Here is a 17,849-nt window from a genome sequence, read left to right as displayed (position 1 = left end):
ACCGGGCCCGCGTGGCTCTACGGTCACCCCATGACCGATCTCAGGCGCTTCGCAGGACACGGAGTTCTCGTCACCGGCGCGGCCCGCGGTATCGGCGCCGCCACCGCCCGGCGGCTCGCCGAGGAGGGCGCGCGGGTCCTGGTGACCGACCGGGACGGCGCCGAGGCGGAGCGGACGGCGGCGGAACTGCGCCGACTCGGGCTGAACGCCGAGGCGTTCGCGTGCGATGTGGGGGACCGGGCGTCCGTGGAGGCGGCCGTCGCCCGCGCCGTCGCCGCCTTCGGCTCGCTCGACGTGCTGGTCACCTGTGCCGCCCACTGCACCCCGGACGTGCCGCTGTTCGAGGACGACCCCGACGAGGCGTGGGCCCGGGACCTCGACATCACCCTCACCGGCGCCTATCGCTGCTGCCGTGCCGCCCTGCCCCACCTCGCGGCCTCCGGACGCGGCGCCATCGTGTGCATCGGCTCGGTCAACGGCCTCCAGGACTTCGGCAACCACGGCTACAGCGCCGCCAAGGCCGGCCTCGGCTCCCTGACCCGGACCCTCGCCGGACACGCCGCCGCCCGGGGCGTCCGGGTGAACCTCGTGGCACCGGGCACGGTCCGCACCTCGGCCTGGGAAGGGCGCGAGGACGAACTCGACGCCGTCCGCGGTCTGTACCCGCTCGGCCGGGTCGGCGAACCGGCGGACATCGCGGCCGCGGTCGCCTTCCTCGCCTCCCGCGACGCCGCCTGGATCACCGGCACCACCCTCGTGGTCGACGGCGGCCTGACCGCCGTGCACACCGGGTTCCGCACGGCCCTGCGGCAGCCCTGACCCGTCGGCCGGAGACCGCCGCGAGCACATCCGGACCGCCGCCATCCGGTGTGCCGGGCAGCAACGAAGTTCACCGTTTCGTCACAGCGTGGCCGGAACTACAACCGTCCGGCCGGAGGGCGGGTCTAGTAGGCGAAGACCGCGGGAATCGCGAAGGGAACCACCCGGGGGAGGCCCCTGGGCAAAAGGGGAGAAGGGGAAGAGGGCGACATGGGGGACATACGCAGACGAGGTGTCGTCGCGCTGGGTGTCACCGGACTGGTGGCGCCGCTCACGCTGGCGTTCACCGCGGCACCGGCGCAGGCCGCGAGCTGCACCACGCAGGCCGGGCCGTACCAGAAGCAGGTGGAGAAGTTCCTCGGCCGCCCGGTCGACGGAAAGCAGTCCTCCGCCGACTGCCAGGCCATCCGGGCCTTCCAGACCAAGCACGGCATCACGCCCGCCATCGGCTACGCGGGTCCCGTCACCTGGGGCGTGATGGACCTGATGAACAAGCAGAAGGCCGTCGGGAACAACCCGAACAGGGACGGCAAGTGCCCGGTGAACAAGGGCCGTATCGCCTGCGTGAACCTCACGCTCCAGCTGAGCTGGATCCAGGACGGCGACAGGCTCGTCTACGGCCCCGTGCCGGTGCGCACCGGCCGTGACGGGTACGAGACCCGCACCGGTCTGAAGAAGATCTACTGGCGGGACATCGACCACGTCTCGGACATCTACCACGTGCCGATGCCCTACAGCCAGTTCTTCGACGGCGGCCAGGCCTTCCACTCCGTCAACCTCAGCATGTGGAACCCCCCGGGCTCCCACGGCTGCGTCAACATGACCACCAAGGACGCCAAGAAGTACTGGTCGCTGCTGAAGAAGGGCGACGACGTCTTCGTGTACGGCCGCAAGCCGGGCACCTGAGCCGATTCGGGCACCCGGCCCCGAGCCCCGAGGGCTCAGCTCTCCGGCGCGTCCCCGAAGTCGGGGATCTCCAGCCGGACCCCGCCCTGCCGGGCGGACTCGTGCGCGATGATGCCCGGCAGCGTGCAACGGGCGGCCACCCATGCGTTCACCGGCGGCAGCGTGCGCGTGGTGACCGCGGTGACGAAGTCGTCCACCAGGATGTGGTGGCTGCCCTCGTGCCCGTTGTGGAGCCGGTCGAACGCGCGCGGCAGCCGGGCGCGGTCGTGCACCGGCGCCGATGAGGGGTAGCCGACCCTCCGGAACTCGTTCGTGCGGAATGATCCGCCGCCCGCCACCTCGAACAACGCGGTCGCGTTGGACACGTCGTTGTCGAACTGACTGACCGAACGATCGTGGACGTAGTCGCCCTCGGCATAGAAGAGCCGGCCGAAGGCACCCTCGGCGATCTGGTTGCGGGCGTGCACGGTCGCCGGGTTGTACTGGCTGGTCTCGCCCATCATGTACGTCAGCCCGGTCGCCCGGACCGCGTCGATGATCGCGGAGATCTCCTGAGTGGTGATCGCCATCGGCACCGCCGAGTACACGTGCTTGCCCGCGTTCAGGCCCTTGAGAACCAGCGGGCCGTGCGTCCAGCGCTGCGTGAAGATCGCCACCGCGTCGACCGCGGGCGACTCCAGCATGGCCTCGTACGACGGGAAGGTCCCGGCGAGCCCCTGCGCGGCGGCAAGCTGCTCGGCCCGCTCGGGCAGCAGATCGGTGACACGGACGTGGCCGACGCCGGGGTGGGCCTGGATGTGGCCGCCCTGGTCGAGGCGAGACCTGGTTCGGCGCCGGACGCGGCCTCGACCGCTTCGTCGTCCTGACCATCGGCGCCGGCATCGGCTACGGGCTGGTCCTCGGCGGCAAGCGGGTGCCCCACGCCGAGGAGGACCGCGGCTTCGGCCGGCACTGGATCATCGACCCCAGCGGCCCGCTCGGCCCCGACGGACGCCGCGGCACCGCCACGTCCCTGCTCTCCATCCCGGCATCCGCTACCAGGTCCGCGCCGCCACCGGCCAGGACGTCACCTACGAGGAGATCCTCGAAGCGGCCACCGCGGGCGAGCCCATGGCCGCAACGGTGATCGGCGAGGCCGCCCGCGCCCTCGGCACGCTCGTCGCGCAGATCGCCGACTTCGCGATGCCGCAGAAGATCCTGCTGGCCGGCGAGGGCGTCGGCCTCATGGATGTGGCGGGGAACACGGTGCGGGAGACCATCACCGCACACCGGCACCCGCCGGCCGCGCCGGTCGACCTGGAGACCAAGGTCTCCGACTTCCACGACCGGGCGCGCGGCGCGGCGGTGTTGGCGATCCAGGTCCTCGTGCTCGGCGCGACGCGGACCTGAACTCCCGCCCCCGCTTGACACATTGACGTGATGAGTAACACGGTCCGAAATGTCCGTATCGGGACCAGTTGCTCACAGCGCCTTCACCTCGAGCGGCATATGCTTCACAGCATGTCCACCACTGTTGAAGCCGCCTCCGAGCGATCGGCCGCGGAGGTCAACGAGGAGATCCGGGCCCTGTGGCGCCGGTCGGGCGGGACACTGACCACCGAGCAGCGCGCGGAGTACCAGCGCCTCGTGATGGAGTGGGCCGCAGCGGCCCCGGCGTCGCCCAAGGCGGCCTGAACGCCCGGCGGATCTCCCCGTCAGCCCCACGTCGCCGAGTAGTAGCGCTGGTACGCCCGGCGGTCCTGCTCGGACCGGATGTACCGGGTCGCGACGAGCGCGATCAGACTCCCCGCGATGACCAGCAGCCCGGGACCGACGTTCCGGGTGTCCGTGAGCCGCGCCAGCAGCGTCTCGCCCTGCGCCGAGCCCGTGACGGGCGCCGAGGAGCCCGGCGAGGCCGCACTCGGCGCCACCGCGCCCTGCGTGGCCGCTGCGGACGGCGCGGGGGAGGACGACGCGCCCTGGGCGCCGCCCGCGTTCTGCGCCGACACGATGAGCCGGACGTTCAGCGCCGCCAGTGCCTTGGTCACCGGCTGGAAGAACGTCGTCCCGCCCACCTTGCAGTCGCCGCTGCCGCCCGAGGTCACACCGAGCGCGACACCCTCGGAGAACAGCGGGCCGCCGCTGTCGCCCGGCTCGGCGCACACGTTGGTCTCGATGAGGCCGGTGACGGTGCCCTCGGGGTAGTTCACGGTCGCGTTCAGCCCGGTCACCTGGCCGTCGTGCAGCCCGCTCGTGCTCCCGCTGCGGAACACCCGCTGCCCGACCGCCGGATCGGCCACACCAGTGATACGTACGCCCTTGCCGCCGCCGATCGCAACCACGTCGGCACCCTCACCCGCCTTGCCGGAGTTGTACTGCACGAGCGAGAAGTCGCTTCCCGGGAAGGCGCTGTTGACCGTGTTGCCCAGCTGCTGGTTGCCCTGGTTGTCGGCGAACCAGATGGAACCGGACGGCCCGCAGTGCCCGGCGGTGAGGATGAAGTCCTGCTGCCCGTTGGTGACGTTGAACCCCGCCGAGCAGCGGCCGCCCGTCGACAGGATCGGCTGCGCGCCGTTCAGCCGCGTCGTGAACGTGCCCTTCGCGCGCTCCATGTGCACGAAACCGCCGATGCGCGAGGCGACGTGAGTCATCCGGGACCAGTCGGAGGCCGACACCGTACGGTCGGCCTGCACCACGACCCGGTTGGTCCGGTAGTCCACCGACCACGCGGTGCCTGCCACGCGGGGCGCCGAACGCAGCGTGGCGGTGGCCGATTTCAGCTCGTTCATGCTGTGCGACACGACCTTCGCCTCGGCGCCCGCCTGCCGCACCGTCCGCGCCGCCTCGGCGTCGGTCACCGCCACGACCGGACGGCCGTCGCCGCCGATCCAGCTGCCCGCCGTCCGCGCCGTGCCGAGCCGCGCCACCAGCGCGGCGCCGGTGTCACCGGCCGTCCCGGCCGAACTGAACGGCCTGGCGGACGCCGGGGGAGTCTCGCTCGCCATGGCCGCCTGTGCGACCATCGCGCCTCCCAGGAGGAGTCCGCCGACCGCCGCCAGCCGCGTCACTCGCCGGACGACCCGTCGTCGTGCGTGCCTCATGCATGGCTCCCGAACACCGAACGCGCAATGCCCCTACCGGCACCGCGGGGCCCTCCGGTCGTCGAGCGCCCGACCGTGAGTACGTGGCCCGGTGCGGTGGCGTTCACCGACGGCGGCGATCTTCTCGGCTCACGCGCGAAGCCGGCTCGCCTGCACCCGCCTGCTGTCGCCTCCGTCGGCTCCCGCGGGCAGGCCGCAGCTCGCCCGCCGCCGGCCCCCGCGCCCCCTGTCAGGCCTTGCGTGCCACCCCGCCGAACATGGCGACCTCCTCCGGCTCCGCCCCCTCGGTGTTCTCCGGGCGCCAGCGCGAGCAGGACACCACGCCCGGCTCCAGCAGCTCGAGACCTTCGAAGAACCGGGCCACGTCCTCGGGGGTGCGCTGGGTCAGCTTCGGAGTGCCGTGCTGGTTCCAGAACGCGACCGCCTCGTCCACGTCCGGCATCGACGGGCTGGTGATGGTGTGCGACAGCACCAGGTGGCTGCCGGACGGCAGCCGGTCCGTCAACTGCCGTACCAGGCCGTACGGGTCCTCGTCGTCGCCGATGAAGATGACCACGCCGAGCAGCATCAGGGCCACGGGCCGGCTGAAGTCCAGCGTCTTCGCCGCGTGTTCGAGGATCGCGTCGACGTTGCGCAGATCCTCGTCCAGATAGTCGGTACGGCCCTCGGGCGTGCTGGTGAGCAGGGCGCGGGCGTGCGCGAGGACGAGCGGGTCGTTGTCGACGTACACGATCCGCGCGTCCGGCGCGATGCGCTGGGCCACCTCGTGGGTGTTGTCGGCGGTGGGCAGCCCGGTGCCGATGTCCAGGAACTGCCGTATGCCGACCTCGCCGACCAGATGGCGCACGGCCCGGCCCAGGAACAGCCGGTCGGCGCGGGCGTACTCCCCGATTCCCGGGTGCAGTTGGCGGATCTGGTCGCCGGCCGCGCGGTCGACCTCGTAGTTGTCCTTGCCGCCGAGCCAGTAGTTCCAGATCCGGGCCGTGTGCGGCCGGCTGGTGTTGATACGGGCGCGCAGGGACGCGGCCACGTCGTTGGTGGCTGCCGGGTTGTCGGTCACGTGGGTTCAGCTCCTGGATGCCTGACGAGAGGTGCATCATTCAAGACGCAATCTAGACGCCCGAGTTGATCTCCGCGGCCCGTCCGGGGGATTGGGCACGCGGACCCAGCCGCGACCAGCTGCGCGCGTCGCCCCACACCGACTCCGCGCCCACGAACGGGCGCAGCCGCACGGTCAGCGCCCCGTCCCCGCGGCCGCCCAGCGCGTCGGAGGCGATCCGGCGGGCGATCCCGGCGAGGAAGTCGGCGATCTGCACCCGGGCGTCCAGCCGCGAGTGCACCAGCCGCACCCCGGCGAGGCCGATCCCCTCCCGCCGCGCCCGCTCCTCGATCCAGGCGATCCGCTCGGGGGTCAGCATGTTCTGCCGGTCATGCACCAGGCGTACGGCCCGCCCGTCCGTGCTCCAGTAGCCGGCGGTCCGCACGATCGCGGGCAGCAGCGGATTGAGCACCGGAATCAGGGGCGGCGTCTCGGCCAGCCGGGCCCGGTAGGCCTCCGCGCGCGGCCGGGCCCCGGCCAGCCGTAGCAGCGTGCGCCCCGCCTCGGTGGCGGCATGCGCCCGGCCCAGCTCCGCCACCGTCCGGAAGAAGGACTCAGCCGGGGGCTCCCCGGCGCTCCTGACCCGCAGCAGCCGGTTCGACACCTCCAGGAACTCCCGCCACCCCCGGTCCCCCAGGGCGTCCGGCCCCTGATCGAACAGCCTGCGGGCCTCGGCCGCGTCCCCGAGCAGCAGGTCCACCACCCGGTCCACCACGAAGAACGCCTTCTCCGTCAGATGGACATACGCGTGCCCGAACACCGGCCCGTCCTCGTCCAGCAGCCACTCCAGGACCGCCCGGTGCTTCTCCCGCAGCAGATGGTTGGCCTTGTACTCCTGTGCGGGCGACCGGATCCGGCGCCGGATCTCCCGTACGCACTCCTCGGCCCGCTCCGCCGGCAGCGTCACGCTCGCGTGCGCGAAGACGTCCGTGTTCCCGCCGGTCAGGTTCTCCCCGTCCGAGCCCGATTCGTCGCAGGCGACCTCCAGGAAGCGGCCCTCCGCCACCCCGCCCGCCCGGCTCGCCCCGTTTCCGCTCACACCACAGCCCCCTATCTTGAGCCCATGACCAGCATCCCGCACGACACACCCGGCGAACCCGATCCGCTGCGCGCCCTCGGCCTGGAGCAGCTGCGATGTCGTACGAGCATGAAGTGGCGCGCCTACCCCGAGGACGTGCTGCCGCTGTGGGTGGCCGAGATGGACGTACCGCTCGCCGAACCGGTCGTCCGCGCCGTCACCGACGCGCTCGCCCTCGGAGACACCGGCTACCCCGCGGGCACCGCCTACGCCGAGGCGCTGGCCGGCTTCGCCGCCAAGCGCTGGAACTGGGACGGGATCGCCGTGCAGCGCACCGCGATCGTTCCGGACGTGATGCTCGGTGTGGTCGAAATGCTCAAACTGGTCACCGGACCTGGCGATCCCGTGATCGTCAACGCGCCGGTGTATCCGCCGTTCTACCAGTTCGTCACCCACATGGACCGCCGCGTGGTGGAGGCCCCGCTCGGCGCCGACCTGCGCATCGACCTCGATCTGCTGGCGGAGACGTTCCGGGAGGCGACCGCAGGCGGCGGCCGGGCCGCCTTCCTGCTGTGCAGCCCGCACAACCCCACCGGCACCGTGCACACCGCCGCCGAACTGGCCGCCGTCGCCGACCTCGCCGAACGGTACGGCGTCCGGGTCGTCGCGGACGAGATCCACGCCCCGCTCGTGGCCCCCGGTGTCCCCTTCGTGCCGTATCTGAGCGTGCCCGGCGCCGAGCGCGGACTGTCGCTGATGTCCGCGTCCAAGGGCTGGAACCTGGCCGGGCTCAAGGCCGCGCTCGCCCTGTTCGGCCCCGGGGCCGAAGCCGACCTCGTCCGGCTGCCCGAGGAGGTCAGCCACGGCCCCAGCCACCTCGGCGTCATCGCCCACACGGCCGCCCTGAACGACGGCACCGACTGGCTGGACGCCCTGCTGGCCGGTATCGACGCCAACCGCCGGCTGCTCACCGCCCTGCTCGCCGAGCACCTGCCCGCGATCCGCCCCTGCCCCGCCGAGGCCACCTATCTGGCCTGGCTCGACTGCCGCGCCCTCGGCCTCGGCGACGACCCCGCCGCGGTGTTCCTCGACCGCGGCCGGGTCGCCCTCAGTTCCGGCCTGCCCTTCGGCACCGGCGGCGCCGGGCACGTACGCCTGAACCTGGCGACCTCCCCGGAGATCCTCACCGAGGGGGTGCGGCGCATGGCGGCGGCGGTGGTGGTCTGACCCTCGGCCGCCGGTCCCCGTACACGCACTCCTAGACTGCCGGGCATGGACGACTCACGGCCGGCCCGGCTCGGCTCCGGCAAGTACCTGCTGGTCACCAGCTACCGCAAGGACGGCACCCCCGTTGCCACCCCGGTGTGGGTGGTGGCAGACGGGGACGCCCTGGGCGTGTGGACGGCCGCCGACAGCTGGAAGGTCAAGCGGATCCGCCGCCGCGCCGACGTCCTCGTCGGCCCCTGCGACCTGCGCGGCAATCCCACCGGTGAGCAGTTCCCGGCCACCGCCGAGATCGCCGACGCGGCCACCACCGCCCGCTACCGCACCCTCATCGCCCGCAAGTACGGCCTCCTCGGCCGTCTCACCCTGTGGGGCAGCCGGCTGCGGCGCGGCCCGGACGGCACGGTCGGGATCCGGGTGACGCTGAAGCCCTGAGGAGACTGCTGCTTCCTCAGGGCTTCAGACGGCTGCGAAAGGGCTCGGGGGCGGCTACGACGCGTCGAGCACCGTGCCGTTCAACTCCAGCCCGCCGGGCCGCGGTTCACCGGTCTGCTCGTCGATCTGCCGGAACCGCACCGACTCGGCGGACTCCCTGACCCGGTCCTTGACCGTCGGAATGCTCACATCCGAACCGGTCTCGCCCGCCGGGACGTTCACCCACAGGTAGAGACCGCCCCGCAGCTTGGACAGCGGCCGCTCCGGGTCCGGCGAGGCGCCGGCCGTGTCCCGCAGCCAGCGCGCGGTCACGTCCTTGGTGGACAGCTCCGGCCCGGCCGGCGCCACGGCGACGAAAGACGCGGCGATGTCCAGATCGACGGCCTCCGACAGCGACACGCGCCACTTCAGGGCCTGCCCCTCGGTCACCTTGTCGGCGACCGGAGTGACGGTCACCTTGGGCGCCGGGTCGTCGTCGTGCACGGTGATCCCGCCCCGGTACGAGCCGACGACCGCACCCCGGACCGCCTTGACGAGGATGTCGTGCTGCACGTCGGCGCCGTAGCGCGTGTTGCCCTTCACCTCGACGGGCACGTCGATGTCGTGACCGCCCGGGTGCACGGTGACCAGCTTGTCCTTGGCCTTGCCGGTGGCCGGGTCGACGACGTACACCCGGACCTGCCCGCTGCCGCGGCCGGACACCTGGACCGGAACCCGGTAGGTGCGCACGCCGGAGTCGCCCTCGTCCACGGTCGTCCGGCCGACGTCCACCCGGGGCAGATCAGCGGCCTTCACCGCCGGCAGACCGGGCCGCCAACCCCACGCGTCCATCAGCCAGGCCCGCCCGGAGCCCGAACGCGGGGTCAGCTCAAGGGACGTGACCTTGTGCAGGTCGAGCCCGGCGCGGGTGGCGGCCGTCACCGGCACCCGGATCTCGCGCGCCCAGTAGGAGGCGGTGCGCTCGCTGCCGGGCAGTCCGTCGACCGCCACCTTGCCGAGGACCGCCTTGCGGCCGGAGGCGTCGGCGACGGACACGTCCAGGCGCGTGCCCCGGGAGTTCGGCGGCACGAACAGCCGCAGCGCCAGCGCCTTCTCGCCGGCCAGCGAGACCGGGTCCTTCACCCGCACCCGTGCCGGGGTTCCGGCGTGGGTCCAGCGCAGCGCGACGGCCTGCCGGCCGGTCTCGCGGTCCGTCTCCCACTGCGCGAAGTGCGGCGAGCTCCCCTTGGCGCCCTGGCCGAGGCACGCCTTGACCGGGCGGGGATCGACCGCCGCGCACAGCGTGCCGCCGGTCACCGACACCCCGCCGTCCGGCAGGAACCCGGCGCCCCGGCGCCCGCCCACCGCATGGGTGAGGACCCGCGCCGGGTCCGCCGACCGCGCCCGCCTGCCGGAGCCGTCCAGCAGCGGCCGTACCTTGTCGTCACCGGCGAGGAACAGCCGCGCGGCGGCCGCGATGTAGGTCGAGCCGGCCCGGTGCTGCTGGTCGGCGGTCAGCCGGGTGGCGGCACGCTTGCCGCACACCTTGTCGGGATGCTGCGGGTCGTCCGAGAAGTCGTCCTCGGCAGGCGCGGCGGCCTGACCCGGCGTCCACTCGGAGTTGAAGAAGTTGTGGTTGGCGCCGATGACGTACACCGCGCTGTGCAGGGCGGTGCCGCGGCTGACCGCGCGCGTGCCGTCGACGTACACCTCGCCCTGGAGGTCGGAGACGTCACCGTCGCAGCCCGGCAGGATCGTCGCGGACGGGACGTCCGGCACCGGGTTCTGCCCGAAGACGGTGGGGCCGATGAGGACCAGGCCACGGATGGTCCAGCGCACCGGACCGCGGTAGCCGTCCTGGTCGGCGGGCGGCGGGTACAGGCTGTCCAGCGCGGCCCGGTTCACGCCCTCGCCGCCGCGCGAGTGGCCGACCAGCAGGACGCGGGACAGGTCGGCGCGGGGTGCGTCGCGTACGACGGCCGGTGCCTTCTCGGGGTGCGCGGCCCACTCGGCCCACCGGGCGAGGTGCAGCCGCACCAGGGACGAGCGCGCCTGCGCGCCGCCGTCCTCGGCCGCGAAGTCCTGGCCGTTGATGCCGTTCGCGGAGATCGACACGGTCACATAGCCCTGAGAGGCCAGCAGCTTCTGGTCGCGCAGATAACCCCGGTGGCTCGGCACCGGCTTCGCCCCGGCCTTGCACGGCCAGTCACCGGTGATGTCCTGCCCCTTGAAGCAGGTGAAGTGACGACCGTGCAGGAACAGCGCGAGCGGGCGCGGGCCGCGGGCGCCGGTGGGAGCGACGACGACCGCCTGCATCTCCACGGGCGCGGCGAAGCCCGGCAGCTTCACCGGGTCGAGCCGGTACTCGCCGGTCTTGGTGCGGTACGAACCCGGCTTGCCCGGGTCCACGGAGTTGGCCGGCAGCGGTGCCGGCGGCCGGACCGCCGACGTGCTCGAGGCGGAGCCCTTGGCGTCCAGCCTCCGTCCGCCGGACCAGACCTGCAGCCCCCGCAGCTCCTCGGCACGCTGCCCGTCGAGCCCCAAGCGGAAGGTGCGCCCGTCCTTGCCCGCCTGCGGAATCCCCAACAGCCGCCCGCCGGACCGGAATTCGACGCGTGCGTCGCCCATGGGCACCGGCCGGTCCGACCGCCACACCAGCTGCGGCGCCGACCGGCCACCGGTGATCCCCCACCCCGGCGGCAGCGTCCCGTCCGACGTGGCAGTCAACGCCCCTGTCCCTGGCGATGGTTGGCCTTGCGCGACTGCCGCCCCTGGGGACGCTCCCGCCACCGCGAGCAACGCGGCGGCGGTGACCCATATGCGCCGGGCACGGACCACAGTTCCTCCTCTGACCCCGACCTCGGGCGTCCCGGACGTCCCGGGCGCCCCTCGTCCCCGGAGGACGGGAAGGAGACGGTGTGGGTTGCCTGTGAAGGGCAAGTGTTCGATCACATCGGGGGGTCAGCGGTCAGAAGCGGCCAACCACCCCCACCGGCCTGCGGTTTGCCGAACCGCTCCGCTGCTCGGACGCGGTGGTCTCCTCGTCGGTCGTGAGACGGCGCGGCCGCGAGGCCTGCCGCGGCCGGGAGGCCACCGCACCGGGAGGAATAACGCGTTGCCCGGTGGCTGCCGAGCTGCGACGATGCGCCTGTTTCCCAGACGGAGGACATTTGTTCGTTTTCGTATGCGCGGGGTGCGGCGCCGAAGTGACCGCCCCGCTGTCCCAGGTCGCCCTGCCGGCTCACGCGCATCAGAAGTACGGGAACGGGATTCAGCTTCCCGTACTCATGGAACCGGGCACCTTCGCCGTGGACCCGGAGCCCTGGGGGCGGCCGTGGCGGAGGTGGGACGGGATCGACGCGGACGAGGCGGCGGCCCGCGGCGTGTACGCGCCGGTCCACGCCCTGTCCGACGCGGAGCCCGGAGCGATCGTGATCGCGCCCGGTGACACCCGCGGCACCGTGCTGATCCCGGAGAACTGCGGCGGCTACTGCTGCGGCCTCGACGGGGCCGACGGCCCCAACATGGCCTGCGAACGGTGCGGGCGGGTGGTGGCGACACGGGTCGACGACTGCTCGCTCTGGCAGGCGGTGTGGCTCGCCCCGGACGCCGTACGCCGCCTCCCTGTCGACGGCGCCGATGCCGCACCGGTCTCCTGGGCGGCGCTGGTGACGGAGGGTCAGGGCACGCCCCCGTTCGAGCCGATCGCCTCGTGGGGCCCGCGGCCGCCGTCGAACCGGTGGTGGTGGTCGTGGAGCCCGCGGTGGGAGGCGGCGGCCGGTCGGGCGCTGGCCCACCTGCTGGCCGCCTCGGAGGGCCGGCCGGTGAGCGTCCCGGACGGCCTGACCGCGCAGGTGTTCCGCCGCGCCCTCGACGCGCTGCTGCCCCCGGGTCCGCCGGCGCGGCGGGCCACGCCGGCCGGACCGGGACTGCCCGCCCCCGACGCGGACGCCGGCATCCTGCTCGTGCCGAGCCATCCCCAGACCGGGAAGACATGGGCGCCGGCCTTCCCGGCCGCAGCCTCGGCGTACCTGGTGCCGCTGCCCGCCGGCGTGTGGCTGCGTCTGGCCCACCCTGAGCCGCACCTGCCCGTCCCCGCGTCAGGCGGCCTGCCCGACGGCGTGCTCCGCGACGACCCGCTCGCGCCGCATCCCCCGTACATGTTCCGCGTCGACCCCGGGGTGTTCCTGCACACGCTGGCCCGGCTGCCGGCCGTCCGCAGTCCGTGGCTGCGCAGGATCCACCAGGACGTGGCGCAGCACCGACACAGCCGTCTGTTCTAGCCCCGGCCGTCGGCGCCAGGTTCTCTCTCGAACCACCGGCCGAAAAGATGCGGCATCGGCGCGACCCGCGGCGGTCGTCGCGTTCATCCACCTGGGGGATGCCGGGATGCAGTGCGTGCACGTTTCCGTACGGTCGGTTGCAGGGCCGGGATGTGCCTTGGCCTGCACGTCAGGAGGTTCGTCATGCGTCGCACCAACTCGACACTCGCCACACTCGCCGCCGGGGTGCTCGCGCTCACCGTTCCCGGCTCGGCCTTCGCCGCGAACGGGTTCCTCAGGATCGACGGAGTCGATCACATCAACCCGAGGGGCTGCTTCGAGATCCCTCGACTGTCAACCGTGCTCAATTTCACGGACATACCCGCCCTGGTCCACAACGTTCCGGGCTGCGCGGGCGGGGTCGTCCAGATCATCCCTCCCGGGCTGGCTGTGCAGGTGCCCGGAACGCACAGCATCTTCATCGGCTGAATCTTCGTGCGCGCTGGGTGAACTCGGCGGCGGTCGTACAGCTCCGTACGCACCTTGGGTCGGTGCCGCCGAGCGCGAGGTGTGCCTCCGCCCGGTGCCTGGCCGCCCCCGCTCAGGTCCAGGCGCGGTACGGCTCGTCGAGCAGCTGGAAGACCGGCTCGCTCCGCACCGGGTCCTTGGCCGTCGACAGCCGTACCCGGTCCCCGCTGTGGATACCGACGGGCGGTCCCATGACGCGGCCCCGTACGACGAACCCCTCGGCCATCTCGATCAGCGACACATTCCGGGCCGCGGGCGTGTTGCGGTGCACCACGGTGGAGTGGCGCACCGTCCCCGTGCCCTCGCTGCGCTCCGTGCGCAGCTCGCTGCCCTGGCACACCGGACACAGCAGCCGGTGGTACATCGCGGTGCCGCACCAGGTGCAGCGCTGGAAGAGGATGGCGTCCCCGGAGTCCGCTGCGGGGACGAGAACGCCCGCCGCGGAGCCGGCCGCCGACTGCGAGGTGCTTGCTGAGTGGTGGTACACGCTGGTCAACTCCCTGCGCTCGGCCGGATACCCGCGCGCTCGGCGTGAACCGTGCACGCGTGTGCCCGGTTGCCGTGCCACCGTGCACGCCGACAGAGTATGGCACTCAGTGTCACTCGTAAAGGCACTCCGTACCCCCAATCTGCGGAGGTGCCCTGTCGGCCTCCCGTCCCGGTCCCGGCTTTGGCGGGATCGAGATCGGGACCGGGCGCGGGCGCGGGTGCGGTCAGGCGCGGCCGAGCGCCGACTCGAACTCCTGCACCACCCGCCATAGCGGTGCATCCCGGCGGGTGACGAGGACGACCACGTCGTCGGGGTGTGCGATGTCGAGGGGGGCGACGCCGGGGCGCGCGGCCTCCTCGGAGCCGGGGCGCCCGGCCTCCCGGGTGTCGGGGTGCCCGGCCTGATCGGCGTCCGGTCCGGAGCCGGCCGGGCCGGCCTGCGGACGTCCCGAGCGGTCGAAGGTGGCCAGGACGTACCCCAGGGCGTGGTCCACCGCCGCGCCCGCGTCGCCCTTGCCGTCCGAACGCAGCCAGGAGCGCAGGGCGTTGTTGTGCGCGGCCACGACCGCGGCCGCGATCACATCGGCGTGCAGCGTCCCGTCGGGCCGCCCGGCGAACCGCCCGCGCAGGTACTCGGCGAGCGCGCGCTCGTAGCGCCACACCACCGACAGTTCGTAGGCGCGCAGCCCCGGCACCTTCTTGGTGAGCCGGTAGCGCTGCACGGAGAAGGTCGGGTTCTCCGCGTACATCCGCAGCACCAGCCGGGCCGCGTCACACACCCGCCGCACCGGCTCGGCCTGCTCGTCGCTCGCGGCGAGGAACGCCGTCATGTCGGCCAGGCAGCGCTCGTGGTCGGGGAAGACCACGTCCTCCTTCGAGGGGAAGTAGCGGAAGAACGAGCGGCGGCCGACCCCGGCCAGCGCCACGATGTCGTCCACGGTGGTCTGCTCGTACCCGCGTTCCAGGAAGAGCTGGAAGGCCGCCGCGACCAGGGCGTCCCGCATCGACGGCTTCGCGGCAGGCGCCGCGCTGCTGGAGCTCATGAACGGGAACGTAGCACCCGAACCGGATTCCTGACACTCAGTGCAGCGCGAGAGGCCTCATGGGGGAACTGAGTGCTCTGAGGCGCACAGATGACGCCTTTTCGAACATCGGATCGATCGAATTGATTGGAAACGATCGATACGATTGTGGGCGTAGAGTAAGCGATTCGGGATCACTGTTCCAGGGGGAGCCCCATGCGACTGCACGTCGACCAGCGCCACGAGCGGGTGCTCGAACTCGTCCGGGAGCGGGGCAGCCTCCGCGTCGCCGAACTGGCGGCCGAACTCGGCGTCTCCGCGGTCACGTTGCGGCGCGACGTGGAGACCCTGGCGGCGCAGGGCCGGGTGCAGCGGCTGCACGGGGCGGTGGTCTGGCCGGGCGACACCGCCGCCGCCCCCGAGCCGCGGCCGAATTCCGCCGAGGGTGCCGTGATCGGAATGATCGTGCCCACCACGAACTACATCTTCGCCGACATCGTGCGCGGCGCCCGCGAGGCCGTGGGCGCGCAGGGCGGGCGGCTCGTCCTCGGCGTCTCCGGCTATATCGACACCGAGGACTCCGTCCAGGCGGAGCACCTGGTCGCGGGCGGTGCGCAGGGGCTGCTGGTGGCGCCCAGCTGGTTCGGCGGCGTCCCCGAGGACGGGCAGGAGAAGTGGCTGATGGAGTGCGAGGTGCCCACCGTCCTGGTCGAGCGCTCCGCCCCGCCCGGCAACCCCGCCGCCGACCTCGACCGGGTCCGCACCGACCGCGCCCACGGCGCCGCCGTAGCCGTCGGCCACTTCGCCGCACTCGGGCACCGCAGGATCACCGCCGTCCTGCAGGAGGGCCCGCACGCCGTCCAGATCAGCGCCGGCTTCCAGGCCGCCGTACGCGCGCGCGGCATCGACGTCGACGCGGGCGCCCCGAGCGTGCGCGAGCACGGCGACTACGACGCCTCCGTCGACTACCTCGTCCGGGCGGTGCGCGAACGCGGCGTCACCGCCGCTCTGGTGCACAGTGACGAGGACGCCATCGTGCTCGTGCCCCGACTCCAGGCGTGCGGGGTGCGGGTCCCCGACGACCTCGCGCTCATCGCCTACGACGACGAGGTCGCCGGCCTCGCCGACGTGCCGCTGACCGCCATCGCCCCGCCCAAGCGCTCGGTGGGCGAACTCGCCGCGAAGCTCCTGCTGCGCCGCCTCGCCGAGCGGGCCACGGGGCAGCGGCCAGGTCCTCGGCAACACCTCGAGCTGCTCCCGGAGTTGCACATCCGCTCCTCGTGCGGGGGAGAGGCGCCTGCCGGCGACTTCTGACCCCACCACCGGGGAGCAGTGTGCGACCCGGGAGAAGGGCGAGAGCGAAGCGATCGAATAGCGATCGTTTTGATTATTTCGCGCGAACGCTCTTGACGTTGATCGTGTGCACGCAAAAGATGTCCTGCGACCGCCTCTTCCCGTACGAGGTCTCGTAGGAGCCGTGCCATGACGCGTACGTCACGATCGTTCCGCACCGCCGCCACAGCCGCCGTCGCCGCCCTGGGCCTGTTCGCCACCGCCTGCGGCGGCAGCGGCGGTTCGACCGACGCCGCGTCCGACGGCAAGCCGGTGACCATCGACTACTGGACCTGGACGCTCGGCGCCAAGTCGACCGTCGACGCGTTCAACAGGACCCACAAGGACCTCAAGGTCAGATTCACCGAGATCCCCAGCGGCACCGAGGGCTACAGCAAGCTCGCCAACGCCGTGAAGGCGGGCAACGCGCCCGACGTCGCCACGATCGAGTACCAGATGGTCCCCGAGTTCGCGAGCCAGGGCCATCTGATCGATCTGACCAAGTACGCCGGTGAAACGGTCAAGACGAAGTGCCCCAAGCCCGTGCAGTCGCTGGTGACCTTCGGCGGCCGCACCTGGACCGTCCCGTACGACGTGGCACCCCAGCTGTTCTACTACCGCACCGACCTGTTCAAGAAGTACGGCATCGCCGTCCCCAGGACCTGGGACGAGTTCGCGTCGGCCGCCGAGAAGGTCAGGAAGCAGGACAACAACGTCCGCCTGGCCTCCTTCCCGAAGAACGACCCCGCCCTGCTGGCCGCACTCGCCTGGCAGGCCGGTGGCAAGTGGTTCGGCACCCGGGGCGACGCCTGGACGACGGGCGTGAACGACGCCGCCACCAAGAAGGTCGCCGCCTACTGGGACGGCCTGGTCAAGGGCGGCCTGGTGCAGACCTTCACCGGCTACGGCCCCGAGGAGACCAAGGCCCGCGCCCAGGGCAGGACGCTCTCCTTCCTCGGTGCCTCCTGGTCGGCCGGCGGCATGACGACCGCCCTGCCCGACCTCAAGGGCAAGTGGGCCGCCGCCCCCCTGCCCAACTGGGGCACCGCGGCCGCCGGCAACTACGGCGGCAGCTCCTACGGCGTCCTCAAGGGCAGCAAGCACGCCGAGGCCGCCACCGAGTTCATCACCTGGCTCACCACGGACAAGGCCGGCGTCGAGGCCCGGCTCGCCGACCAGACCTCGCCGAGCAGCGCGCTGCCCGCCAACGCGGACCTGCGCAAGGTCGCCGCGGCCGAGTTCGACACCTCCTACTTCAACGGCCAGGACCTCAACACCCTCGCCTCCCAGCAGGCCGACACCATCGTCCCCGGCTGGACCTGGGGCCCCGACCAGCTGGACGTCTACACCGCCATCCAGGACACCAGCGCCAAGTCCGGCTTCGCCGCGGGCATCGAGGCGGGCGAGCAGAAAGCCCGGTCCGGCATCAAGGACCGCGGCCTCACGCTCGCCGAGTGACCCCCTGAGGGGAGGGGGCGGGGGGGGGGGGGGGGGGGGGGGGGGGGGGGGGGGGGGGAGGTGGGGGAGGGGGGGGGGGGGGGGGGGGGGGGGGGGGGGGGGGGTGGGGGGGAGGGGGGAGGGGGGGGGGGGGGGGGAGGGGGGGGGGGGGGGGGGGAAGGGGGGGGGGGGGGGGGGGGGGGGGGGGTGTGCGGGCGG

General features: G+C 72.7%; 15 protein-coding genes and 2 pseudogenes. 10 read left to right on the top strand and 7 right to left on the bottom strand.

The genetic code is table 11. The features are described from left to right. Positions 1–30: 30 nt before the first annotated feature. Positions 31–819 (top strand): SDR family NAD(P)-dependent oxidoreductase, encoded by a 789-nt coding sequence (locus tag ACZ5DS_RS21405; RefSeq protein WP_468240819.1) that lies wholly within the window; start codon positions 31–33, stop codon positions 817–819. A 210-nt stretch (positions 820–1,029) separates the two neighbouring features. Beyond that, the gene (locus tag ACZ5DS_RS21400; RefSeq protein WP_468240816.1) at positions 1,030–1,725 is read left to right on the top strand and encodes a L,D-transpeptidase family protein; all 696 of its coding nucleotides are present in this window, start codon (positions 1,030–1,032) and stop codon (positions 1,723–1,725) included. A gap of 35 nt (positions 1,726–1,760) precedes the next feature. Here the strand turns inward: ACZ5DS_RS21400 and ACZ5DS_RS21395 are convergent. Beyond that, a pseudogene (locus ACZ5DS_RS21395) lies at positions 1,761–2,519 on the bottom strand (Gfo/Idh/MocA family protein); the annotation flags it as partial. Here ACZ5DS_RS21395 and ACZ5DS_RS21390 point away from each other — a divergent pair. Both ACZ5DS_RS21390 and ACZ5DS_RS21385 read left to right on the top strand, forming a co-directional pair. Next, positions 2,511–3,114, top strand: a pseudogene (locus ACZ5DS_RS21390) (ROK family protein); the annotation flags it as partial. The pseudogenes ACZ5DS_RS21395 and ACZ5DS_RS21390 sit on opposite strands and share 9 nt — an antisense overlap. Before the next feature lie 99 nt (positions 3,115–3,213). After that, entirely contained in the window at positions 3,214–3,399 is a 186-nt protein-coding gene (locus ACZ5DS_RS21385; RefSeq protein ID WP_468240814.1) for a hypothetical protein, read from the top strand. 20 nt (positions 3,400–3,419) lie between these two features. Here ACZ5DS_RS21385 and ACZ5DS_RS21380 read toward each other — a convergent pair whose 3' ends face one another. The 3 genes from ACZ5DS_RS21380 to ACZ5DS_RS21370 form a co-directional block, all read right to left on the bottom strand. Beyond that, on the bottom strand, positions 3,420–4,805 hold the full coding sequence (locus tag ACZ5DS_RS21380) for a S1 family peptidase (protein WP_468240811.1): 1,386 nt from the start codon (positions 4,803–4,805) through the stop codon (positions 3,420–3,422). 229 nt (positions 4,806–5,034) lie between these two features. Further along, complete coding sequence (locus ACZ5DS_RS21375) at positions 5,035–5,865, bottom strand: SAM-dependent methyltransferase (RefSeq protein ID WP_468240809.1); 831 nt, start codon at positions 5,863–5,865, stop codon at positions 5,035–5,037. A gap of 52 nt (positions 5,866–5,917) precedes the next feature. Next, on the bottom strand, positions 5,918–6,943 hold the full coding sequence (locus ACZ5DS_RS21370) for a DUF3800 domain-containing protein (RefSeq protein WP_468240806.1): 1,026 nt from the start codon (positions 6,941–6,943) through the stop codon (positions 5,918–5,920). Positions 6,944–6,967: 24 nt separating this feature from the next. Between ACZ5DS_RS21370 and ACZ5DS_RS21365 the strand changes: the two genes are divergently transcribed. After that, positions 6,968–8,149: a MalY/PatB family protein gene (locus ACZ5DS_RS21365; protein ID WP_468240804.1), complete on the top strand. Its 1,182-nt coding sequence runs from the start codon at positions 6,968–6,970 to the stop codon at positions 8,147–8,149. Between the two features lie 45 nt (positions 8,150–8,194). Beyond that, positions 8,195–8,581: a PPOX class F420-dependent oxidoreductase gene (locus ACZ5DS_RS21360; RefSeq protein WP_468240801.1), complete on the top strand. Its 387-nt coding sequence runs from the start codon at positions 8,195–8,197 to the stop codon at positions 8,579–8,581. Between the two features lie 54 nt (positions 8,582–8,635). Here ACZ5DS_RS21360 and ACZ5DS_RS21355 read toward each other — a convergent pair whose 3' ends face one another. Further along, complete coding sequence (locus ACZ5DS_RS21355; RefSeq protein WP_468240799.1) at positions 8,636–11,398, bottom strand: alpha/beta hydrolase; 2,763 nt, start codon at positions 11,396–11,398, stop codon at positions 8,636–8,638. 332 nt (positions 11,399–11,730) lie between these two features. Between ACZ5DS_RS21355 and ACZ5DS_RS21350 the strand changes: the two genes are divergently transcribed. Both ACZ5DS_RS21350 and ACZ5DS_RS21345 read left to right on the top strand, forming a co-directional pair. After that, a complete protein-coding gene (locus ACZ5DS_RS21350; RefSeq protein WP_468240796.1) occupies positions 11,731–12,843 on the top strand; it encodes a hypothetical protein in 1,113 nt (370 codons plus the stop codon). A 183-nt stretch (positions 12,844–13,026) separates the two neighbouring features. Further along, positions 13,027–13,311 carry a hypothetical protein gene (locus tag ACZ5DS_RS21345; protein WP_468240794.1) on the top strand — a complete coding sequence of 95 codons (285 nt, stop codon included), beginning with the start codon at positions 13,027–13,029 and terminating at the stop codon, positions 13,309–13,311. Between the two features lie 112 nt (positions 13,312–13,423). On the opposite strand, the gene ACZ5DS_RS21340 is transcribed toward ACZ5DS_RS21345, so the two are convergent. Then, on the bottom strand, positions 13,424–13,837 hold the full coding sequence (locus ACZ5DS_RS21340) for a Zn-ribbon domain-containing OB-fold protein (RefSeq protein ID WP_468240791.1): 414 nt from the start codon (positions 13,835–13,837) through the stop codon (positions 13,424–13,426). A 226-nt stretch (positions 13,838–14,063) separates the two neighbouring features. After that, on the bottom strand, positions 14,064–14,882 hold the full coding sequence (locus ACZ5DS_RS21335) for a TetR family transcriptional regulator (RefSeq protein ID WP_468240789.1): 819 nt from the start codon (positions 14,880–14,882) through the stop codon (positions 14,064–14,066). 195 nt (positions 14,883–15,077) lie between these two features. On the opposite strand from ACZ5DS_RS21335, the gene ACZ5DS_RS21330 reads away from it, so the two are divergent. Together ACZ5DS_RS21330 and ACZ5DS_RS21325 are read left to right on the top strand one after the other, a co-directional pair. After that, a complete protein-coding gene (locus ACZ5DS_RS21330) occupies positions 15,078–16,175 on the top strand; it encodes a substrate-binding domain-containing protein (protein ID WP_468240787.1) in 1,098 nt (365 codons plus the stop codon). 168 nt (positions 16,176–16,343) lie between these two features. Further along, positions 16,344–17,651 carry an ABC transporter substrate-binding protein gene (locus ACZ5DS_RS21325; protein ID WP_468240784.1) on the top strand — a complete coding sequence of 436 codons (1,308 nt, stop codon included), beginning with the start codon at positions 16,344–16,346 and terminating at the stop codon, positions 17,649–17,651. Positions 17,652–17,849: the final 198 nt, after the last annotated feature.

The organism is Streptomyces sp. NPDC031100 (assembly GCF_055570785.1).
This window is presented reverse-complemented; position numbering and strand designations above follow the sequence as displayed.